Consider the following 21,098-nt stretch of genomic DNA (forward strand, 5'->3'; position numbering starts at 1 on the left):
CGAGAATCAGCCCATAATGGCGTGAATGGCGTAGCCCTCGCTCAAACGCACCGCATCCAATCCGGGAAACGCGTCCGCCAGATACGCGACCATCGCGTCAATACCCGGCTTCTCGCAGCACGCATGGTTCACTACGATCAGCGGCACCCCCGCATCTATCGCCAGCTGCACGTCATGGAAATTGCTGATGCCGTCATCGGCAACAATGCAAACGTCGCACGGCTGCTCAAGCATCCTGCAGACATCAGTCGCCGCGCCCGTACCTAGACCTACTTCGCGTACCTGAGCGTCAAGATCGCCTACCACCCAAACCGATTCCTCACCATACGGCGCAAGGGCGGCGGCCACCCGGCGCGCAAAATCTCGGACGCTCACAGGCTCAACACGCGCGTGCTGGATATACGATTCGACCTTCCGGGTGCACGGCAGACCCAAAATCTTCGCCCAACAGTCGGCGACGCCCACGCCGGGAACCTTGTCCCACACGTCATGACACCGATAAACGACCATGCCGTTCTCTTCTATAAGCGCGCGCTTCTCTTCCCGCTGTCGATATACGAGGCGGTGCGGATCGGTCGAGGGGGCATAAAATGGATTTTCGTGCGTGATGAGCAGATCGATGCCGTGCGCAACCGCGTCGTGTACGCATGCCATCGTGGCGACCCACGTCACGCCCACACGTTCAATCTCGCGTGTCACATCGCCCGCGAGCACGATGTCCCGGGTCTTGTTCCAATCGACCCACGTTCCCAGCGCCTCAAGATGGTCGATAACTTCCTGGGCCTGCATGAGATTACCTCCTATTCGATCAACATCGCTCTACCGCGGCAGAGTGTCTGCACTACATTGAACGTGTGGTCAAGTACAACGATATCGGCATCCTTGCCCACTTCAAGCGACCCTTTGCGCGCCTCGCATCCGAGCAGGCGCGCTGGGTTGATGGTCGCCGCGCATACCGCATCTGCAAACGGCAATCCAGCGCGAAGCATCAAATTGCGCACGCCGTCGCACATGCGCATGGAGGAGCTTGCGAGCGCCCCGGAATCGGTGCGGAATTGGCCCTCTTCGTCGATATGTATCCCCGAAGGAAGCGCTCCGTCAAATCCCTTGAGCGGGCTTGCATCGCTCACCAGCACAAGACGGTCGATACCTTTCATCCGGCCGAGCAGGCGCACCGCAGGCCAGCTGACATGATGGCCATCGGCGATGATTTCCGCATAGAGCTGGCGAATATCGAGCGCCGCTCCCACGATGCCCGGCTCGCGATGATGCATGGGCGACATCCCGTTATAGGTATGCGTCACGCCATCGAGCCCATGGCAGCAGGCATCGAGCACCTCGGCGTACGTCGCCGCGCTATGCCCAACGCTCACACCGATTCCTTGCGAGCGCGCATAGTCGAGCACGGCAAGGTCTCTATCGTGCTCGATTGCAAGCACCATGCGAATGATTGTCCCCCGCGACGCTTCGATGTACCTTTGGAGAACCTCGATGGACGGCTCCACGATGGCTTCGATGTCCTGGGCGCCTCGATGATCCGGGTCGATAAAATTACCCTCGACGTAGATTCCCAGCACCTCTGCCCCAGGTACATCTCCCTCGTCTCGACCGACGCACGACGCAAGGCGTCCGAAAATTGCAACATTCTCTTCGAAGGGAAAGCTCGCGGTCGTTGCAGCAAACGACGTAACGCCTTCAGCCGCAATCTCTCGCTGCCAGCGCTCCATCTCCCGCTCGTCAGCGGTCTCCGTTGACACGCCGTTGTTCCCATGGGTATGTGCATCGATGAAGCCGGGCAGCACGAGCAGGTCTCCGTAATCCGCATCGGCCCGCTTGCGCGTACCCTCCCCGATCTGCACGATCTTCCCATCCTCGACTACCAGCCACGCAGGTTGCAGGCGCCCCCGATACCACACGTTATTGCTTTGAATGCATCGAGCCATGTTTCACCTCTAACAGAGTGGGCGCCGATGCCCCACGGGAGCATCGGCGCCACGATAATCTCTATCGGCGCCACGATAATCTCTATGTGCCTACGCGCATCATGAGCGCATGCGGCGGTTGGCCGAAACGAACCGCTCTGCGATGAGATTCGGCCGCGTTACCGCAGAACCAATCGTCACCATATCCGCACCCGCGTCGATAACCGCCTTGAGGTCCGCAAGCTCCCAGATGCGACCCTCGCCGTTCACCGGCAAATCGACGGAAGCCTTCACCTCGCGCAAGGTCTCAAGGTCGGGACCTTCGCTTGCACGTCCAAGTGACTGGCGCGTATAGCCCGCAAGCGTCGTGGAGATGATATCCACGAGTCCGGTTTCGGCAACCGCCACGGCCTCCTCGACGGTGGCGAGATCCGCCATGATGGCGATATCGGGATAGCGCTCCTTAACCTCTGAGAGCAGCGCCACAAGCTCGTCAAATGAACGGGAAGGGCGAATCGTGCAATCGATGCCCACGATATCGCAACCCGCTTCGATGACCTCTGCAGCAGATTCCACCGTTGGCGTGATGAAGATGTCATCGAGGGGATCGCCCGTTCCGAAACGCTTGTTGATACCCACGATGGGAAGATCCACCGCCGCGCGAACGGCGCGCACATCCTGCGGCCAGCACGCGCGCACGCCGGCAGCGCCTGCCACCTCGGCGCATCGAGCCATCCGCGCCATCACATCCGCCCCATACATGGGCGAATCCTCATAGGCTTGGCACGATATGACCACGCCTCCCAGGAGGCTCTTGACCACGTCCTTCATGGCCTTGCCCCCTTATGCAGCGGAAACGGTCAGGATCGTCGTGAAGTAACCCACGATGGCAACAATCAGGAAGAACAGGATCATCCTATTGGCGCTCCACTTCTTCTTGACCATAAGGAAGTACGCAAGGAACGCCATAAGCAGCACGGGCAGACCCGGCATGAGCGTCGAGAAAATCGAAGCGATATCGATCGTGAGGTCGCCGCTCGTAAACACCAGACCGATGTTCACCTGCGTGTAGGATGCGGTCACCGCACCCACGACTACCAGTCCGACAGTCTGGGCGATAGAGACGATCCTGTCCTTGATGCCGCTTTCCAAGAGCGCCGATGCCGCAGATGCTCCGGTACGCGCGCCATAGGTGAATAGGAACCGTGTGAGCGGCAACATGATGGCGAGGAACACGACCACGTAGAAAATCGGTCCAAGAAGCTCTCCGTTCGGGGAGAGGCCGAGCGCGATGGAAAGCAGGATGGGAATGATCGTACCGGGAAGCAGCGAGTCGCCGATACCCGCGAACGGTCCCATAAGCGCCGTCTTGATCGAGTCGATAAGCTCGTCAGGCACATCAGCGCCTTCAGCCTTGCTCGCCTCCATGCCCAGGATCACGCCGGGAACGAGGCTGCCCAGATAGGGCTCGGTATTGAAGAAGTTGGCATGGCGCGCAAGCATCTTCTTCTGCGCTTCAGGATCGCCGGGATACAAATCCTCGCGCACATCGCCGAGCATCTTGACAACGGCTGGCCCCTGCATGCGCTCGAAGTTCTGAACGGACAGATTGAAGAACATCCAGCTCCAATATGCCCTAGCAATGGTCTTCTTGCTCAGCTTGGTTTCGGTTGCGTTCTCTGCCATGTTATTCGACCTCCTCTTCAGCGTTCTTCGCATTGAAATCACCCTTCGACCCCACATATGCGATGGCGAGCGCGATGATGACGACCGGGATCATCGCCATACCGCCCACAGCGACCAGCAAGAAGCCGATGCAGAAATAGATGAGGTCGAAATCGACCTTGCAAAGCACCCGCATGAGAAGCATGAAGCCCACGAGCGGGAGCATGTTGGCAAAGATCTGCAGGATATCGGTCACCTGCACGGGCATCATGTTCACGATCTGCGTGATGAGGTCTGCGCCGAACAGGTCGATCACGAAAATCGGAATGAAGCGCAAAACAAAATTCGTCACCTGGCCGATGATGGGCACTTGTGCTGCAAGCTTGAGGTTGCCCTTGTCAATGGCGTTATCCTGCATGTGCACGAAGAACAGGTTGATGGCGCACAAACCGTACACGGCGAGGACACCGAGCGTGCTCAGCGGAACGGCGAGCGCAAGGGCGTACTCCTCGCCCGCGCCCGCTGCCATGGCAAGCGGGATGCCGATCCACGACGCATAGTTCACGTCCGCCGGCATCGACCCGCCAGGGGTCACGAGGCCAATGTAGAGCATCTGGATAGCAGCGCCCATGATGACGCCCGTGGTGACATCGCCCATGATGAAACCGATAATCGCGCCAGAAACGAGCGGACGCCCGATGGTATACCATCCAAGCAGGCCGCCGATGAGCACCGGTGAGTAGATGGAGCTCATCCATCCAAATAACGCGAGTAAGAGTGCTTGAAAGACTGTCATGCGTTCCCTCCTCATTCGAATCCCGATGCGCGGACAAAGCGCGATGCGCCGTCCGTTCTCGATTCGCTCTATGAACCAACTGTCTGATGACGGCTCTAGAAGCGATCCTTCACTTCGTCCCATTCGATAATCGGCTGGCCGGGCACCTGCCTGAACCACACATGAGCTCCAGCGGCAACCGCCTGCTTGATTGCCTCGCCCTCCTGGGGGAGCAGATGGATGGCGGGGTGCACATCGATAGCTCCCTTGCGTGCGGACATGGGGCCGATGTTCAAATCCCGCGGAAGTTCCGGTGATTTCTCCAGGAGCTGGTAGTACACCTCAGGCGACTTCATGAGCACCATGGTGCGCACATCGTTCTCTGCTGCAGCCTTTATCTTTGAAACGGCCTGGTCGACCGTCACCACCCGTGCCTTCATATTGCTTGGCACGGCTGCCGAGAACACTGACTTTAGAATCGGGTTGCTTGCCGTGGTGTCATCTACAACCAGAATGGTTTTGATGTCGTATTCCTTGACGATAACGGTCATGCATTGACCGTGGATCAAGCGATCATCGCAACGCACAAGTACAATCATTGCCCCACCTCATCTCAATCGCGCCCAGTACTCGAGCACTCAACCTATGACGGCGAACAAAATCCGTTCTGTCCCGTCAGGGTGGAGAGCGCATCGGTTCTCGCGACAACGCGAAACCGTTCGCAGGCCTATCCATAGCTCTGTCATATGCCATATCGATTGCTTTCACCCCCTTTCATCGCAAACTGGCTATGCAAATACAAGGGTTTACATCAGGTTTGGCGTAAACTTCTGATTTATTTTCTTAGTTGGAGTTTACTCCAAAATATTACATACGCGTTTCTCTTGTGTCAGAGCGCAGTTACCTTCCGATAAACGGTCGGTTTCAATAGCTGGATGGCATCATTTCGTCAGCTGACCGGCAATAGGTATCCGTGTCCATAGAAGGTGGCATAAGGCGCTGCGTTGGTGATTGTGCCTTAGCGTATATATCAATCAATAAGTCGGCATACACACAGAGTGCACTGAATACAGCATCACGCGCCTCAGACGATCAAATTCTGTGATCTTGGTTTTTGACCCAAGCATTCCGGATGAGGAGCAGACGTGGCCGTAGTAAAGCTGACAAGCATCCCGCATCGGACAAATCACATCCCGGCTTTCCGAAAGATGCGTAATCAAAGCCGCGGACAAACGCCCACCTGAGCGTTCTCAAGAAAAGGGCGCGGGCACGCCCTCACAGCTCGCCCGCGCCCCACGGCGTTCGCACGTTGTCCGGCCTCGCGTCCCTACGCGTTCGCGCGCCACAGGTCGACGAGCTCCTTCGCCGCAGCGTAGGGCTCCGGCGCGCCCGCCACGGCGGAGACCACGAAGAACCCGTCGACGCCGGTCTTCGCGAGCGCGGGGATGTCCGCCGCCTTCACGCCGCCGCCCACGACGATGGGTTTCGGGCTCACGCGCCGCAGCTCGGCGAGCTCCTCGAGGCTGCGGGTGATGACATGGCCATCATCGTCGAGCCCGCAGTCCGGCTTGGTCGCCGTCTCGTGCAGCGGACCCACGCCGAGGTAATCGACCTGCGAGGTATCCGCCGTCTCGATGTAGCGGCGCATCTCGTGCGCTGCGGCGGAGAGCCCCACGATGGAATCTTCGCCCAGGTAGCGGCGGCACACCTCGACCGGGATGTCGCTCTGGCCCACGTGCACGCCGTCCACCTTGATGCCGGCGTCGCGGCAGGCGAGCGCCACGTCGAGCCGGTCGTCGATGAGCAGCGGCACCGTGTCGGCCTTGCCCGCCTCGGCGATGACGTCCGCCACGGACCGCGCGCACTCCATGAGCTCGCGCGCACCCGCCACCTTCGAGCGCACCTGCACGATGGTGAACCCGGCGTCGAGCGCGGCGCGCACCGCGTCCGCCACCGGGCGTCCGAGCGTGTTCTCCGGCCCGAGCACCAGGTATGCCGAGATGTCCAGCTTCTCACGGATGCTCATATGCAGCTTCCTTCCTTGAGTCATTGGGGACGGGTTCAATTGACTCACCGAGACAATGGGGACGGGTTCAATTGACTTATCGCGCGGGGTGATAAAAAGGTGTCTGACACCAAATTATCACTCACTGCGCAAGGTGATAAAAAGGTGACTGACACCTTTTTATCACCGGCGCCTGCGTATCACTCCTGGTCGAGGATCTCGTCCACCACGCGCACCTTGCGCTCCATCATGTTCTCGAACCCGGGGCGGATATCGGCCTTGAGCACGACCTCGGTGCGGATGCCACGCTCCGCCAGCACGAACGTCGCGTCCTTCACGACGCGCATCACGTCGTCCCACTCGCCCTCGATCTCGGTGAACATCGAGTTCGTGCGGCACGAGAGCCCGCTCTCGCGGATCACGCGCACCACGTCGGCGACGTATTCCTTGAGCTCATCGCCCACGCCCACGGGCGCGATCGCAACAGCTACCAGGGTGTTCATGCCTTACGCCTCCTCGAGGTCGAACGGGTTCGCCGCGATGTCCTCCGGCGTGGCGAGGTAGAGCTCGTCGAGGAACGCCACCTGGAAGCTCGCCGGCGCGTTCACGCGCGCCTCGGCACGGGCACCCGCGAGGTTGTAGACGTTCACGGCGGCGAGCGCCGCGGCGAGCGGGGTCTCCGCGCACGCGGCGTACACGGCACACACGCCGCCCAGGCTGCACCCGGAGCCCGTGATCTGCGCCATGAAGGGCGAGCCACCGTGCGAGAGCGCCACGGTCTCGCCATCGGTCACGAGGTCGACCGCGCCGGAAACGGCGACGGCGCCGCCCGTGTAGCGCGCGAGCGCCACGGCGGCAGCCCGCGCCTCGTCGACCTCCTGCGTGGAGTCGACGCCGCGCACCTGGCTCTGGCTGCCGGCGCCCTCGAGCCCCCACAGGGCGGCGAGGGCGATGACCTCGGACGCGTTACCGCGGATGATCGTGGGCTTCTGCTCCTTGAAGCCGGCGAGCAGGCGCGTGCGCATCTCGCCGATGCCCACGGCCACCGGGTCGAGCACCCAGGGCTTACCGAGCTCCGCGAGGCGCGCGGCCGTGCGCGGCAGCGTCTCGTCGTAGATGGGCAGCAGCGTGCCCACGTTGATGTACATGGCAGGGCCGGCGGCGGCCATGGCCTCGCCCTCGTCCGGCAGGTAGACCATCGCGGCGGAGCCGCCGACGGCGATCTGCGCGTTTGCGACGAAGCTGATGGTGACGGTGTTCGTGATGGACGGCGCCATGGGGTTCGTCGCGCGCACCTGGGCGGCCGCCGCGCGAACCTGCTCCTGCAGATCGGCTTTCTCGATCATCTTGTTCCCTCCTGGAGCGCAAGCGCAGCGGTGCCGCGTGATGCCGCGCCGAGCCCGTATCGGACGGCGCGCCTGCGAGCGGACATCCTTGCTTGCACGCATGCTCCCTACGACAGCATTACCTGACAGGTTCGAAGGGTTGGGCGCATGCCCTCTCAACTCGCGCGGCAGCACAGGCCGCGCGGGTACCCCTGCATCGTGGTTCATGATAGCACCCACGCGCGCGGGCAACGGGCGTGGGCGAAATGTTACAGAACGGCATACCAATGCCAAAATGATAAAAACCAGCCTGTCTGCTTTTTATCATCTGGCGGCGGTCGCGTGATAAAAACCAGCCTGTCTGGTTTTTATCAATTAGCGCTGGTCGAGGAGGCAGACCGCCCAGGCGCCGATGCCCCTGCCCTCGCCTTCCCAGCCCAGGTGCTCGGTCGTTGTGGCCTTCACGCCCACGCTCTCCACAGGCACGCCGAGCGCCGCGCTGAGGTTCGCGCGCATCGCGTCGCGGTACGGGCTGATCTTCGGCTCCTGGCAGGCGATGGTGCAGTCCGCATCGACGAACTCGTACCCGCGCTCGCGCGCGTAGCCCATGACGGCGGAGAGCAGCTTGAGCGAGTCCGCGCCCTCGTAGGCCGGGTCGGTGTCGGGGAAGAGCTTGCCGATGTCGCCGCCCCGGCACGCGCCGAGGATCGCGTCGGCGAGCGCGTGGGCGAGCACGTCGGCATCCGAATGGCCGAGCAGCCCGCGCTCGTGCGGGATGTCGACGCCGCCGATGATGCAGCGCCGCCCCTCGACGAGCTGGTGAACGTCGTATCCGTGTCCGATGCGCAGCATAAGGCAGGTCTCCTCTCCGTCGCGGCTCGCGCGCGGGGTGCCGCGAACGCTGCCCGTATGATACCGCACGGCTCAGGGCGAACGCCGCAGCCGCTTAGCGCTTGCGGGAGCGCAGCACGATGCCCGCTACGATCGCCACGGCGGCGACGGCGACGAGCACGATGAGGACGGTCGGCATATTGTCGCCCGTGGCAGGCAGCTGCGCAGCCAGCGCGCCCGTACTGCCGGCATCCGCGTCGTTCTGCTCAGCCCCGGCCTGTCCGTTCCCAGACTCGGGTGCTTCGGGGGAACCTTCCGCGCCGCTGCCAGGCGTCCCGGAGCCCGCACCCGCGTCCACGGAACCGGAGTCACCGCTCCCCTCTGAGCCGATCCCAGGCGCGGTCGAACCAGAGTCGCCGCCCGTCCCCGGTTCCTCTGCGGGATCCGGGATCGTGACCTGCGTGCGCACCTCAAGGTGCTCGATCACCTCGTCGGATGCCGCGAGCGCGACCGGCACCAGCGCCCGCACCTCATAGGAACCGGGCGCCGCAGGGAACCCCGGCTCCCACGAGCCGTCCGCCGCCCCGTCCGGCCTGAACGAGTAGGTCGCCTGGTCCGTCAGCGCCTCGGCGCCTCCCGAAGCCGTGTCGGCCGTGAGCACGAGCTCCCCGGCATCGAGACCGTCGGACAGGTCGGCGTCGGCGGCAACCCGGAGCTCGAGCGTCGGCTTGAGCACGATGTGCAGGGTCGAATCCTTCTGGATGCTGTAATCCTGCAGCGTGAAGCCGTCCTTCAGCACCTTACCTGCAAATACCAGGTAGAACGCGTCGCTCGCATAGTCTTCCTTCTCGGAGACCTTCTCCCGCACATCCTCGGTACGGTCGGTCGGCTCGACCTCGAGCGTGATGTGCTTGCTGTTGGGCACTTGGGCAAAGATCTGCATGCCGAACGCCGTCTGCGGCAGTGCGAACAGCGCGATCAGCAGCGCCGTGACGGCGATCGCCGCCGTGCGCATGCGCATCGTCGCGGGCCGAACCGTCCGAATATCCATACCAGCTCCCCCTACCTGCCTGCGGGCACCAGATTCCGGTCGATGATACCCGAACGCCCTCGCCCGCCGCGCCGCCGCACAAAAAACGTGGATGGGGCAGCAGGATTTCGCACCCGCTGCCCCATCCAGCGATACCATCGTTCTTCGCCCGCCGTCACTCCCCCAGCGCGAAGGCGCGGGCGATGAGCCCATCGGCCTGGGCGAGCCCCTTGGCGGTCGCGCGGTACTCGTTGGAAACCTGCGCGCCCGTCTCGTCGTGTCGCGGCGCCGACTCGACCTCGCCCGTGCCGCGCAGCCGCGTCATGGCGCGGTCGACGGTCCTGAGGTTCACGCCGAGCAGCTCCGCCATCTCGCGCTTGCTGCAGCGCACGCCCCCGCGCGAGCGCGTCTCGAGCGCGATGTACACGAGGGCGCGCTCATGCACGAACGCGTGCCGGTCCCCGATGCGCGTGGGAATCCCCTCCACGCGGCGCGTCCGGGCGGCGAGGCACCCATAGCCCGCGCCGCCCGCGCCCGAGCCCGTCGCGACCGGGGCGATCCGCGCATCGGCCGTCTCATCCGTCGCCATCATGGACCCTACCTCTTCCTTCTCGAGAGCCGCAGGCCGCCGGCCAGGCACGCGAGCGCCGCGATGCCCAGCACGACCGCGTACGTGAGCTTCGTGTCGCCCGTTCCCGGCAGCTCGCCCGGGATCGCCGGCGTGGGGGCGTCGACCGCGCGCAGCGTCACGCCGTCCTCGGCCACGGCATACCCCGCCGTGTCCGGGCCGGTCGAGGTCGCCTCGCCCGCAAGCGTGCCGTCGGCCTGGACGGTGAACTCCCAGGTGCCCTCGATGAGGTCGTAGCCCTCGGGCGCGACCGTCTCGCGCACGCGGTACGTCTCGCCCGCCACGAGCCCCTCGAGCTCGGCGCGGCCGCGCTCATCCACGGCGACGGCCTTCGTGCCGGAGCCGTCCGCGAACCGCCCGGTCACCGCGAACTCGGCGCCCGAGAGCGCCCGGCCGTCCGTGGACACCTTGGCGATCTGCGCCTCGATGCGCGCGTCGGCGAGCGTGACCACGGCGCTGTTCGAGGTCGCGGGCACCTGGCCGTCCTCGCCCGCATCGGCGGTCGCGTCCCCGTCCGCGCCGGCGCCCGTGCTCGCCGCCTCGTTCTCGACGCTCACCGCGCCCGCGATGGCCTCGGGCACCGCGCCCGGCTCCACGTGGCCGTCCTCGAACACGAGGATGGTGAACGCCGGGGCGACCTCATAACCTGCGGGCGCCGCGAGCTCGGTGACGGTGTACTCGATGCCCTCGGCGGAACCCGCGAGCTGCAGGTCCTCGAACACGAGGCCGGTCTCGTCGCTCGTGAACTCCCGCGACGCGGATCCGTCGGGCAGCGCGGAGCCGTCCGTGCGGGCGATGCTGAACGTCGCGCCCGTGAGCGCCTCGCCAGCCTCGTCCGTCTTCGCGAACGACACGCCGATGGGCTCGTCGATCGCGAGGATGGTCACGCTATCGCCCTGGATGCTCATGCCCTCGGGCGCGTCGCCCACGAGCGTAATCGTGCCGTCCTCCGCCACGGTGAACTCGATCTGCCCCTCGAGCAGCTTGTAGCCGTCCGGCGCGACGGTCTCGCGCAGGGTGTAGGTCTCGCCCGCGACGAGCTCGGCGGCAAGGTCGATGCGGCCGTCCTCGCCCGTGGTGAGGGTGCGCGTCTCGGTGCGGTCGGCCATCCAGCCCGTGCCCGGGAACACGCCCGTGAGCTCGAACTGGGCGCCCGCGAGCCCCGTCGCCACGTCGTCCTCGCCCACCTTCACGATGCCCACCTCGATGGGCTCGTTCGTCACCTGCACCTCGAACGCGTTGTCGGCCACCTTCTCGTAGCCGGTGGGCGCGGCGGAACCCGGGATGAGCTCGTCATCCTCGTTCACGGAGCCGAGCACCATGATCTCGCCGTCAGCGGCCACCGTCACGCGCATGGTGCCCGTGACGCGCTCGTAGCCTTCGGGCGCGGAGACCTCGGTGATGTCGTAGACGCCGCCCACCACGAGCTGCGCGCCCATGCGGAGCGCGCCGTCCTCGCCGGTACGGAGCACCTGCGCATCGGCGCGGCCGTCGGCGAAGGCGGAGCCCTCGGCCGGCGTCACGCTGAACTCCGCGCCGAAGAGCGGCTCGCCCAGCTCCCCGTCCTCGCCGGGGGCGCGCTTCGTGATCTGCAGGTCGACGGACTCATCGGTCACCTCGAACGAGATGCCGTCGGCGCCGACCGCGTACCCCGCGGGATAGTCCTCCTCGGCGAGCGGGGTGCCCGCGCTGTCCGTCACCACGATCTCGCCGCGCTCGTCCATCATGAAGAAGAGCGTGTCCGGGCGCGCGATGTAGCCGGCACCGGGCTTGGACTCGTAGAGGCGGTAGACCACGCCGCCCATGAGGCCGGCGTCGATGTGGATGTAGCCGTCATCGTTCGTCGTGTAGGTGTGCGTGGTGTTGTTGTCCGTCATGCACTGGCCGATGAGCGTGAACTCCGCGCCAGCGATCGGCAGATCGGTCTTGTCCGCGCTCACCTTGCGCAGGTCGATCTCCTCATGGAGGTTCGTCACCATGAATGTCCAGGCGTTATCGGCGTGCCCGTCCTCGTCGAGGTCCGCCCACGCGTAGCGATCGGGCATGGCGCCCTGCACCTCGAGCGAGCCGTCCTGTTGCACCACCACGGTGAGCACGCTGTCCGCCGGGTCATAGCCCGAGGGCGCCTTGCTCTCGAAGACGGTATAGGTGCCGCCCACCATGAGCTGCGCCTCGAGCGCGGCATGGCCGGTGCTGTCGGTCGTGAGCGTCACGGTCTTCTTCGCGGCGTCGTACGTGTCACCGTACTGCTGCGTGAGCGCCTCGGGGTCGGCGAACTCAGTCGCGCCGACCGCCGTGACCTGGAACTCGGCGCCCTGGAGCGGCTGGCCGATGTCGTTGGCCTTCTCGAGCTCCAGGCGGGTGGGCTCGTTTGGCACCGCGGTGCCGCCGGTGAGCGACGGGTTGAGGTCGTCGCGCTTGATCTCGAGCTCCGCGCTCGTGATCGCGCCGTCCTCGTTTGCGCCCGCGTATCCCGGGGCGGGCGCGGTCTCCACGAACTGGTAGGTGCCCCACGTGAGGTTCCTGACCGTGATCTGGCCGCTCGTGCCCGCGGTGCCCTCCGCGTCCACAAGGGCGTCGTTCGCGTCGTTCATGGTGTAGTCGCGGCCGGTCGTGAGGTCGCTGGCGAGCGTCTCCCACGTCCCGTCCTCAGCCTTGCGCTGCAGCTCGAAGGTGGCGCCGTCGATGGGCGCCGCGCCCGCGCTCGACACCTTCGCCATGGTCACGCTGCCGCGCTCGGGCACGTTGGGGATGCCCTTGTCGTCGGTGAACGTGTCCTCGCCGCTCGTCACCTCAAAGTCGATCGCCTCGACCGCGGGATCGTCAGGATCGGTCGTCGTGATGTCGTAGGTCATGTTGTCGTCGGCGTCATCGATGGTGAACTGCGCCCGGAAGTCGTTCGACACATAGCCGGTGTTGCTCGCCTCGGCCACGACGTACGTGCCCTTCTCGAGGCCGGCGTTGCCCGGGCCGTCGATGGTGAGCACGCCGTCCGGGCCGGTCGTCTCCTGCCAACTCGTTGCCTGCGTGCTCGCGGACCCTTCCGCGGGCGTGTAGGTGATGTCGAACACCGCGCCCTCGATGGGATCCCCGGTGGCCGTATCGTACTTGTGCAGCTTCACGACGGCCGAGAAATCCTCGTTGGCCATCTGCGCCGCGCCGCCGCCCACCGCGGTCGAGACCGTCGTGCCGTGGTCGGCCTGCGTGATCTCAAGCTCGGGGGACTTCGCGGCATCGCCCGTGGGCAGCACGGCGCCCGTGGTGGCGTCGGTCTCCTCGAAGTGGTACGTGCCCTCGGGCAGGCCGTCCGCGAGCGTCCAGTACTTGCCGTCGTGCTCGGTCACGAACGCATCGGAGAGCGCGATGCCCTTGTTGGCGCTGCTGTTCGTGGCGACCGTGCCCTGCGCGTCCGACGTGAGGCCGCGCGCTATGGGCTCGTCGATGCCCTCGACGTAGAGGTCGAACTTCGCGTTCTGGAGCGGTGCCTGGTGCGCGCCGCCCACCTGGCCGTCATCCGTAACGTACTTGGTGAAGCTCAGGTTCGCGCGCAGCACGGGATCCTCGACGTTCACCGTGATGGTGCCGCCGGGATTGCCGCCCGTGACCTCGAGCACGTTCTCGTTGCCGCTCTGGGTCGCGGCGATCGTGCCGTCCTTCGCGATGATGACGGTCGTATCCGGCGCCTTGGCATAGCCCGCGGGCACCGTGCCCGTCTCGCGCACCGTGTACGTGCCCGCCCGCAGACCGACGATGTAGCCGGCATCGGTGCCGGTCATCTCGACGCCGCCGGTCGTGGCGTCCCTCGTGCCCGTGGGCCACACGGTGCTCGAGACCGTGCCGCCAACGTCCTTCCACACGGCGTAGATCTGGCCGTCCGAGCCGTAGACGGTGAGCTCGATGTCGCGCAGGTTCTCCGGCGCGCTCTCCCCCGCGGGCGTGAAGTCGCTCACCTTGTCGAGGGTGAAGCGCGTCGCCACGTTCGTGATGGCCTCGTTCTGCTGCGCGCCGTCCGTGCCTGCCGTGGCGGGCGTCGTCACCGTGGTGCCGGATGCGCCGGCGGGCGCGTCGCTCTGATCCGGGGCGGTGCCGTAGTGCGGGTAGTACCCCGGTGCCGCGCCGTTCTCCTCGACCGCCCAGTACACGTAGTCGACGTTGTCCTCGTTCGCCGCGGGCAGGTCCTCGTACGTGAACGTCCAGGTGCTGTCGCCCGTCTCTTTCCACGTGGGCTGCGGGACGGCGGTCGTGCCATCGGCCCGCTTCACCCGCACGGGCTCGGCCGTGCTATAGATCGGGTGCCCCGTGGCGTCCTCGCCCGCCTGGATCGCACGGTAGAGCACGAGGTCGGGCATGTCGTCCTCGGTGAGATCATCGGCCAGCGTCGTGTCGTAATCGTCCCAGGTCTTGGTACCCGTGAGCGAGGTCAGGCGCAGGTCGTTCGTGAAGGCCTGGGAATCGACCTGGCCATCCGCGTCCGCATCGGTGCTCGCCACCGCGTAGAAGCGGTAGGTCACGCCCGTCGTCGCATCGGTCGCCTCGGCGATTTCCGTGCCGCCCTCGACGTCGTACCCGCCGGGCACGCGCTCGACCACACGATACTCGTACTTTGTGCCGTCCGCGTCGCAATCGGGCAGGTTCTCCCAGGTCGCGGTCGCGCTATCGCCCGTGCCCGTGATGACCTGCGAGACGATGCCGTCGTCCAGCGGGCTCGTCGCGAGATCCTCACCGTACTCCATGAGCCACTGCCAGCCGTCATCCCCGGAGCCCTCGAGGCGACGCTGCAGGAGGTACGTCACCGCCCATTCGTCGCCGCCGCGTGTATCCCACGCATCCGACACGCCGTCGACGGTATCGCCCGTCCACGACTTCGTGGCCGAGATGCTCGTGGTCTCGAGCGTGTTGGAAATAGCCGTGGAGCTCTTGCCCAGCTCGCTCGTCCAGCTGTCCTGCGCGGGCTGGTAGGGATGGTACTCCCCGCCCTCGGAGGTCGTGTACTCGAAGTTCACGCCGTCATTCGTCGGCTGATCGATCTTCTGGTTGCCGATCTGCACCTCCACCACGCGGTACTCGAGGGTGAAGAGCCGCCCTTCCTGATTGGTGCCGGCGGCCTCGCGACCCGCCGTGGGCAGCTCCGTCCACGACCCGCGCCAACCGTTCTCGGCGCTCAGCGTCTTCTCGAGGTACGCCACGGCTGCCTCCTCACCGCCGCACTCCTCGGCGAAGGCATCCCAATAGCCCAGGCTCGTCAGCGTGGCCTTGAAATCCGCCCATGCGCTCGTCGTTCCGCCCGAGTACGTATACCGCGCCTGCAGGCGCACCGTCACGGTCGTCGGACGCAGACCATAGGGGTCGTCGCCGTCGTTCCACGTCTTCACGACCGACGCCTGCCCCTTGAGGGAGTTCGTGAACCGGAACCCGTTGCCGGGGTTCTCCGCGCTCACCGTGGAGGAGGTGTTCGCCGCCGAGTAGTAGTCGTCGGCGGTCTCATCGTCCTGCCCCAGCACCATGCCGGACAGGTTCTCCGTGATGCGGTACTGGTAGGACGTGCCGTCGGGCGCGAATTTGGCCACGTTCGCGAGGGTGATGATGTAGTTGTTCTGGTTGCTTGGATCCGGCGCAACCGTGAAGTAGTACGGATCGTCAGGCTCGCTGGATTGCAGCAAGCCCAGCCCGCCGTCCTCGCCGAGCTTTTCCACCTTGCCGTTCCCGATGCGCTCGACCGTGAGCCCTGCCTTGAACTCATCCGCCGTCGGCCGCAGGTTGAAGATGTCGTCGAAGTCGCTCCAGGTCTTGGTGCCCGTGAGGCTGGCCTGACCCGGCGTGTACGCGTTCTCGAATGTCACGTCGGGCGTGGTGTTATCGCCCAGCACGGTGCTCTCAACCGAGTCCGACGTATCCGCAGGGCACAGTGCGCCGGAGCTCACGCCGCCCGCGGCCGCCTCGCCCGCACCCGTCACGTTACCGGCGGCGACGTCGCCCACCGCGACCGTGGTCGTGTAGCCCTTGATGCTGTGCTCCACCACGTAGTACTGCCAGTAGCTGCCGTCGGGCGCGTAGATGTCCAGGCCGTCGAAGGTGTAGCTTGCCGTGGTCGACGCCTCGCCGGCGTTCTCGACCGTGAGCCCGTCAAGCTTCGTGGGCTCCTTGGCCTTCAGCATGTCGTTCGTGATCGTCACCGAATCCACAAGCGCCGCATCGCTCTTCGAGCCGTCCGCGCGCACGAAGTAGCGGTACACGTCGAAGGTCGTATCGGGGTAGCGGTCGCCCGCTTCGCGGCCGGTGTAGTGCTTCTGCACGGTGAGCTTGCCCGTCTTGGACTGGTAGATGTTGTTGATGAAGAACGAGCCCGTCTCGCCATGCTCGATCACGTAGACGCCCATCGCGTCCTCGTCACCGTCGCGCAGCGCCGAGAAATCCGTGCTCTTGACCCATTCGGTCGAGATGCCGCCCGGCTCGTCGAGCATGCCCCACACCACCTCGATGGCGCGATACTCGTAGATCTTGCCGTCCTCGGTGTAGCGCGGCAGGAGCTCCGCGCCCTCGGGCAGCGTCGGGTTCTCGGCCGCGATCGCCGCCGCGGCGCTCTCGGCCGTGTTCGACCCGGTATGCGTGAGCATGTAGCTGTACTGGTTCGTCGTCACCTGCGAGAGGTCGGACGTCCAGGCGATGGCGCTCGTGCCGTCGGCGAAGCTCCAGGCCGCCGTGCCGTCCTCTCCCTCGGTCACGTCGAACTTGAGCGACGGCCACGCCTCGCCCTGCACGCGCTGCTGCAGGTAGACGGTGACCTCGGGCAGGTCCGTCTCGGTGAGCATGGTGCCCGCCGTGCCCTGGCTCGTGTTCGACGGCACGTCCTCCCAGAGCTTCGTGCCGCGCGCCACGAGGTTGTCCGTGAGGGCGTTCACGAACCGCCCGCCCTCGTGGATCGCCCAGCCGGTGCCGTTCTCCTCGGGGTTCGCGCCCTCGTACCGCGCATCGACCACGACCGCGTTCGGCTCGGTCGAGCCCGCCTGCACGCTCACGACGCCCGTGTAATCGAAGCGCACCGGCGCGTAGTCAAGCGAGCCGCCGTCGGCCGACATGCTCTCGCTCGCGTAGTAGATGTACTGGCTGCCGTTCTCGTCGTAGGCGGGGAGCCCGGAGATGGTGCAGCTTTGCGCGTACTGCGGGTCATCGGCATCCGGCGTGCCCGTCCAGAGGTAATGCACGTAGCCGTTCACCTGCTCGGGCTCGCTGTAGGTGAGGGCACCCTCGCCGTCCACGCCCACGGTCACGCGGTAGAGCGTGAGGTAGATGTCCGGGCGCTGGCGCAGGCTGTCGTTCACGTAGTGGTCCTGCCATAGCTTGTTGAACGTCACCTCGCGCGTCGCCTGGCGCGTGTTGGTGAACTCGATGGTCTGCGTGTCGTGGAAGTGCCGGCTGCCCACGGTGTAGGCGCCCACCCTCTTCGTGTAGGAGTAGTCGCCGTGGCCATCCACCCATTCCTCGTTCACGTCGTAGTGGACCACGTCGCCTTCCTCGTCATACTTCGGCAGACCGAAGAAGTGGTACGTGGAGGTGTAGGCGTCGTTCGCCGTGTCCACCGTCACGATCACGGAGCCGTCCTCGACGCGCACGTGCTCGCCCGTCGTGAGCTGGTTGCCCGCGTCATCGAGGACGGGAAGCTTGTTCGCACTCACCTGAACCCAGATGCGGCCCTCGGCATCCGCGCTAAACGCATCGGGGTACTCAGTGCTCGAGAGCGTGAGCTCGGCGTCGGGGCGCGTGTGCTCGCCCTGGTCGTTCCACGTCTTCTCGACGGTGAGGTCGAGCAGGCCCAGGCGGCGGTTCGTGGCCGTCACGGCGCGCATGTCGTCGTTGTACGTGGGCGCGGCATCCTCGGTCGCGCTCACCTCGTACACGTGGTCGTCCGTGGCGACGCGCTCGGTGCCCCGGGAGGTCTCGTAGTCCCACCCCTCGTTGATCCAGTCGAGGTCATCCGAAAGCCCCTCGTAGGCGGCCTTCGCCTCCGCGCTATCGACCACGGGGTAGTGCACCTCGTTGCCGTTCGCGTCCTCGTCGATGAGGTAGAGCTCGACGACCTTGAAGTCCTTGTAGGTGAGGTTGCCGATGGGCACCGCGTACTCGGCGTACCACGCCTCGTTCCCCGAGAGGATGATGGGCTGGGCGTTCACGGCCTTGCCCGCCTCATACGAATACCGCGGCGTGCCGTCGTCGTTTTTCGCCTTCGACTCGATGTGGTGCAGGGCGACGAGGTTCACCGCCACCTTGAGCCGGTGCTGCGAGTCGTCGCCGTCGTTCCACTGCTTCACGATGCGGATCTCGGACGTCTCGCCCTGGCCGATGCGGTTGTAGATCTGGGTGGTGTGCGTCTCGTCGTCGTACTGCCGGTCCGTGTACCAGCCCGTGGCCACGTCCGTCTCGAGCACGATGTAGCTGTAGCGCACGCCGCCGTCGTCATACTTGGGCAGGCCCTCGAAGTCCAGGTGGTAGGACGCCGTCTCCTGGTAGGTGGCGCCCTCCAGGCCGTCGATGGGCGTGGGCGCGGCGTCGGTGACGCCGTCGAGCTCGAACGTGCCGATGAGCGTGCCGCTCTGGAAGAGCTGCACGTACGCCACGCCGCTCGTATCGAGGTCGTGATCCACGTCGTAGGCGCCGTCCTGCGGCTTGATCTGTGCCATGCTGCCGTCCGGCTGCTGCCAGAACTTGTCGACGTGCTCCTCGGTCGTGTTCGCGAAGGTGTTCGTGATGGTGTTCGTCTCCTCGTCGAGCGTCGAGGTGAAGGCGAGCTGCTCGTCCTGGCCCTCCTCGTTCTCGAGCGTGAGGGTGAACGTGCCGCCGCCCGCGCCATCGGCTTCGAAGGCGGTGTCCTGGTCGCCGAGCGCCACGTCGCACTCGACCCAGCGGTACTCGAGCTCCCGGCCCTGGGAATCGTACTTGGGGAAGGTGCCGCTGAACGTCTGGGTGAGCACCTCGGCCTTCCAGCCGTCCACATCGAGCGTCTTGCCGGTGTCATTCCACGCGTCGTTCGAGCCCTTCAGGCGGCTCTGCGCCATGAAGGTGACCACCACGTCGTCGAGGGAGTCCTGGAACGCGGCGATCTCCCACGTCTTGGTTGCCTTCACCTCGACGGTGCCGGTCAGACGGTTCGTCACGGTGCCGCCGTTGTAGATGAAGTGGTCGCCCGAGCGATCCGGCTGGTCGAGCTTCTGCGTCGCGCCCGTCTCGTCCACGTAGTTGGGCTGCGTGTCCGTGACCGCGCCGTCGGCCGCCACCGAGCCGTAGACGGTCTCGTAGCCCGCAAGGCTCGTGTCCTCGCGGAGGGCGTAGATGTAGGGGTAGCCGTCCGGGTCGTACTTGGGCAGGTTTTCGAGGAGGTTCTTGCCCTGCTCGCCGTACTGCTCGGCAAGCAGCTGGCCGAGGTCGATGGTGTCCGCGCTCCCCGCGGGGATGGTGATCTGCACGTAGTCGACCGCGTTCTCCTGCGCGCCCGAAGCGGTGCCGTCCACCTCGTTGAGCTGCACCTGCGAGGCGGTCGCCGGACTGCCGTTCGTGGAGTAGCGCCACAGCGTGAAGGTAGTCTCGGGGCGATTGTCCCGGTTGCCGCCGTCGAGCCAGACCTTCGTCGCGCCGTAGCTCGCCGTGCCTACGGGGCGGATCGTCATGGTGCCGTTGTCGTAGAGCGCATCCGTGGCGCTGCCGTGGCTCGGCGAGGCGGCGTTGTCGTACGTAGGCTGGAAGTAGTCCGCGTCGGTTGCGGGGGCGTCGCCCGCGGGCGCGTTCGGATCCTCGAAGTAGGCGTAGTAGACGATCGGCGCGCCGGACTCGTCGTAGCGCGGCAGCGTCGCCGTGATGGTTGCGGTGTTGCCATCTTCGCTGAATACGATCGTGAACGACTGGCCCTCGGCGTACTGCGCGCCGGCCATGCCCGCCAGCGTGTTGAAGCGCACCGCGCCCGTATCGTCGGTCACCTGCTTGTTGTCGATGAGCGCGCTGAAGCGGAAGTAGTCGGCGTACGCAGAGGCGTCGAGGCCGCCGCCGAACACCTCCTTGAGCATCTTGTCGCCGAGCTTGCCCTGGATGGTGAAGGTGAACTCCTGCGTGAGCATGAGGTAGCGCTGCGGGGTGTCCGAGCCCTCCTGGCTACCCTCAAGGCCGGTCTCGCCCCCGTCGTTCTCGCCATAGGTGTAGCCCGCGGGAAGGTCGTTCGTATCGATGAGGCGCCAGGAGATCTTCTGGCTCTTGCTGGGCGCGCCGTTCTCGGTCGGGACGGGCATCATCACGCCCTGGTCGTTCTCCTCGTACAGGGGATCGCCGTGCTCGTCGAGCTGGACTACGACGGTCAGGGGGTTGCCCCGCTCGTCGTACTTCTGGCTGCCGTCTTCCTCGAGGGCGGGAACGGTCACCGTGGTGTTGAGTTCGGTGGGCATGCCGCTCACCGAGAGGTTCCACGTCCCGGTGCTCGCGGTGCTCGCCGCCGCCTGCTTCACCCAGCTCGGGGTCTCGTTCTCGGGGATGTTGAGCGCCTGGCGCGCCGCTTCCGTGAGCCTGCCGTCCGCCGTGACGAGGGTGATCCACTCGCCCCCGTCGATCTGGAACTGCGGGAGGACGTGGCTCGCATACGTATCCCTATCGGGACGCGCGCTCGAGTTGTTATCGCACCAGGTGATGCGCATCTCCGCACTGCCGGAGCGGGCATCCCACGTGTACGTCCACGTGCCCTCGGCCGCGCGGGTGCCGGGGAGGGTGAGCGCGTTCAGCACGCCCATGGCCGCGTCCGTGGCGGCGAGTTCCTGCTCGGCGACCTCCTCATCCTGCGAGAGCTGCGGCTGCTCGAGGACGATCTCGAACGCCGAGCGCGCGGGGATGGCAAGGCGCGCCGTCTGCGCGGAGCCGTCGGCGGCGACCTGGAGCGTCCATTCG

13 protein-coding genes are annotated in these 21,098 nt (G+C 65.5%); all 13 read right to left on the reverse strand.

Going from position 1 to position 21,098, the window contains the following annotated elements; translation table 11 throughout:
* Positions 1-6: 6 nt before the first annotated feature.
* The 13 genes from BN423_RS08025 to BN423_RS10820 all read right to left on the reverse strand — a co-directional run bounded on the left by BN423_RS08025 (position 7) and on the right by BN423_RS10820 (position 20,944).
* Complete coding sequence (locus BN423_RS08025; RefSeq protein ID WP_019239739.1) at positions 7-789, reverse strand: Nif3-like dinuclear metal center hexameric protein; 783 nt, start codon at positions 787-789, stop codon at positions 7-9.
* Positions 790-800: 11 nt separating this feature from the next.
* Complete coding sequence (gene nagA / locus BN423_RS08030) at positions 801-1,943, reverse strand: N-acetylglucosamine-6-phosphate deacetylase (RefSeq protein WP_019239740.1); 1,143 nt, start codon at positions 1,941-1,943, stop codon at positions 801-803.
* Positions 1,944-2,042: 99 nt separating this feature from the next.
* Positions 2,043-2,753 carry an N-acetylmannosamine-6-phosphate 2-epimerase gene (locus BN423_RS08035; RefSeq protein WP_019239741.1) on the reverse strand — a complete coding sequence of 237 codons (711 nt, stop codon included), beginning with the start codon at positions 2,751-2,753 and terminating at the stop codon, positions 2,043-2,045.
* Between the two features lie 12 nt (positions 2,754-2,765).
* The gene (locus BN423_RS08040; protein WP_019239742.1) at positions 2,766-3,608 is read right to left on the reverse strand and encodes a PTS system mannose/fructose/sorbose family transporter subunit IID; all 843 of its coding nucleotides are present in this window, start codon (positions 3,606-3,608) and stop codon (positions 2,766-2,768) included.
* Between the two features lies 1 nt (position 3,609).
* Complete coding sequence (locus BN423_RS08045) at positions 3,610-4,383, reverse strand: PTS mannose/fructose/sorbose/N-acetylgalactosamine transporter subunit IIC (RefSeq protein WP_026089048.1); 774 nt, start codon at positions 4,381-4,383, stop codon at positions 3,610-3,612.
* A 95-nt stretch (positions 4,384-4,478) separates the two neighbouring features.
* A complete protein-coding gene (locus BN423_RS08050; protein ID WP_019239744.1) occupies positions 4,479-4,961 on the reverse strand; it encodes a PTS system mannose/fructose/N-acetylgalactosamine-transporter subunit IIB in 483 nt (160 codons plus the stop codon).
* A 728-nt stretch (positions 4,962-5,689) separates the two neighbouring features.
* Positions 5,690-6,388 carry a thiamine phosphate synthase gene (locus tag BN423_RS08055; protein ID WP_019239745.1) on the reverse strand — a complete coding sequence of 233 codons (699 nt, stop codon included), beginning with the start codon at positions 6,386-6,388 and terminating at the stop codon, positions 5,690-5,692.
* Between the two features lie 179 nt (positions 6,389-6,567).
* Complete coding sequence (locus BN423_RS08060; RefSeq protein WP_019239746.1) at positions 6,568-6,870, reverse strand: MTH1187 family thiamine-binding protein; 303 nt, start codon at positions 6,868-6,870, stop codon at positions 6,568-6,570.
* Between the two features lie 3 nt (positions 6,871-6,873).
* Positions 6,874-7,713 carry a hydroxyethylthiazole kinase gene (gene thiM / locus BN423_RS08065; RefSeq protein ID WP_019239747.1) on the reverse strand — a complete coding sequence of 280 codons (840 nt, stop codon included), beginning with the start codon at positions 7,711-7,713 and terminating at the stop codon, positions 6,874-6,876.
* Between the two features lie 354 nt (positions 7,714-8,067).
* On the reverse strand, positions 8,068-8,544 hold the full coding sequence (gene ispF / locus BN423_RS08070; protein WP_019239748.1) for a 2-C-methyl-D-erythritol 2,4-cyclodiphosphate synthase: 477 nt from the start codon (positions 8,542-8,544) through the stop codon (positions 8,068-8,070).
* Between the two features lie 94 nt (positions 8,545-8,638).
* Positions 8,639-9,574, reverse strand: a complete 936-nt coding sequence (locus tag BN423_RS08075) for a ubiquitin-like protein (protein WP_232385541.1) — start codon at positions 9,572-9,574, stop codon at positions 8,639-8,641.
* A 154-nt stretch (positions 9,575-9,728) separates the two neighbouring features.
* Positions 9,729-10,145, reverse strand: coding sequence for a hypothetical protein (locus BN423_RS08080; protein WP_019239750.1), 417 nt, complete (start codon positions 10,143-10,145; stop codon positions 9,729-9,731).
* A gap of 5 nt (positions 10,146-10,150) precedes the next feature.
* A complete protein-coding gene (locus BN423_RS10820) occupies positions 10,151-20,944 on the reverse strand; it encodes a SpaA isopeptide-forming pilin-related protein (RefSeq protein ID WP_316244967.1) in 10,794 nt (3,597 codons plus the stop codon).
* Between the last annotated feature and the right edge of the window lie 154 nt (positions 20,945-21,098).

Origin of the sequence: Enorma timonensis (genome assembly GCF_000321165.1) — a bacterium.
GTDB lineage: Bacteria > Actinomycetota > Coriobacteriia > Coriobacteriales > Coriobacteriaceae > Enorma.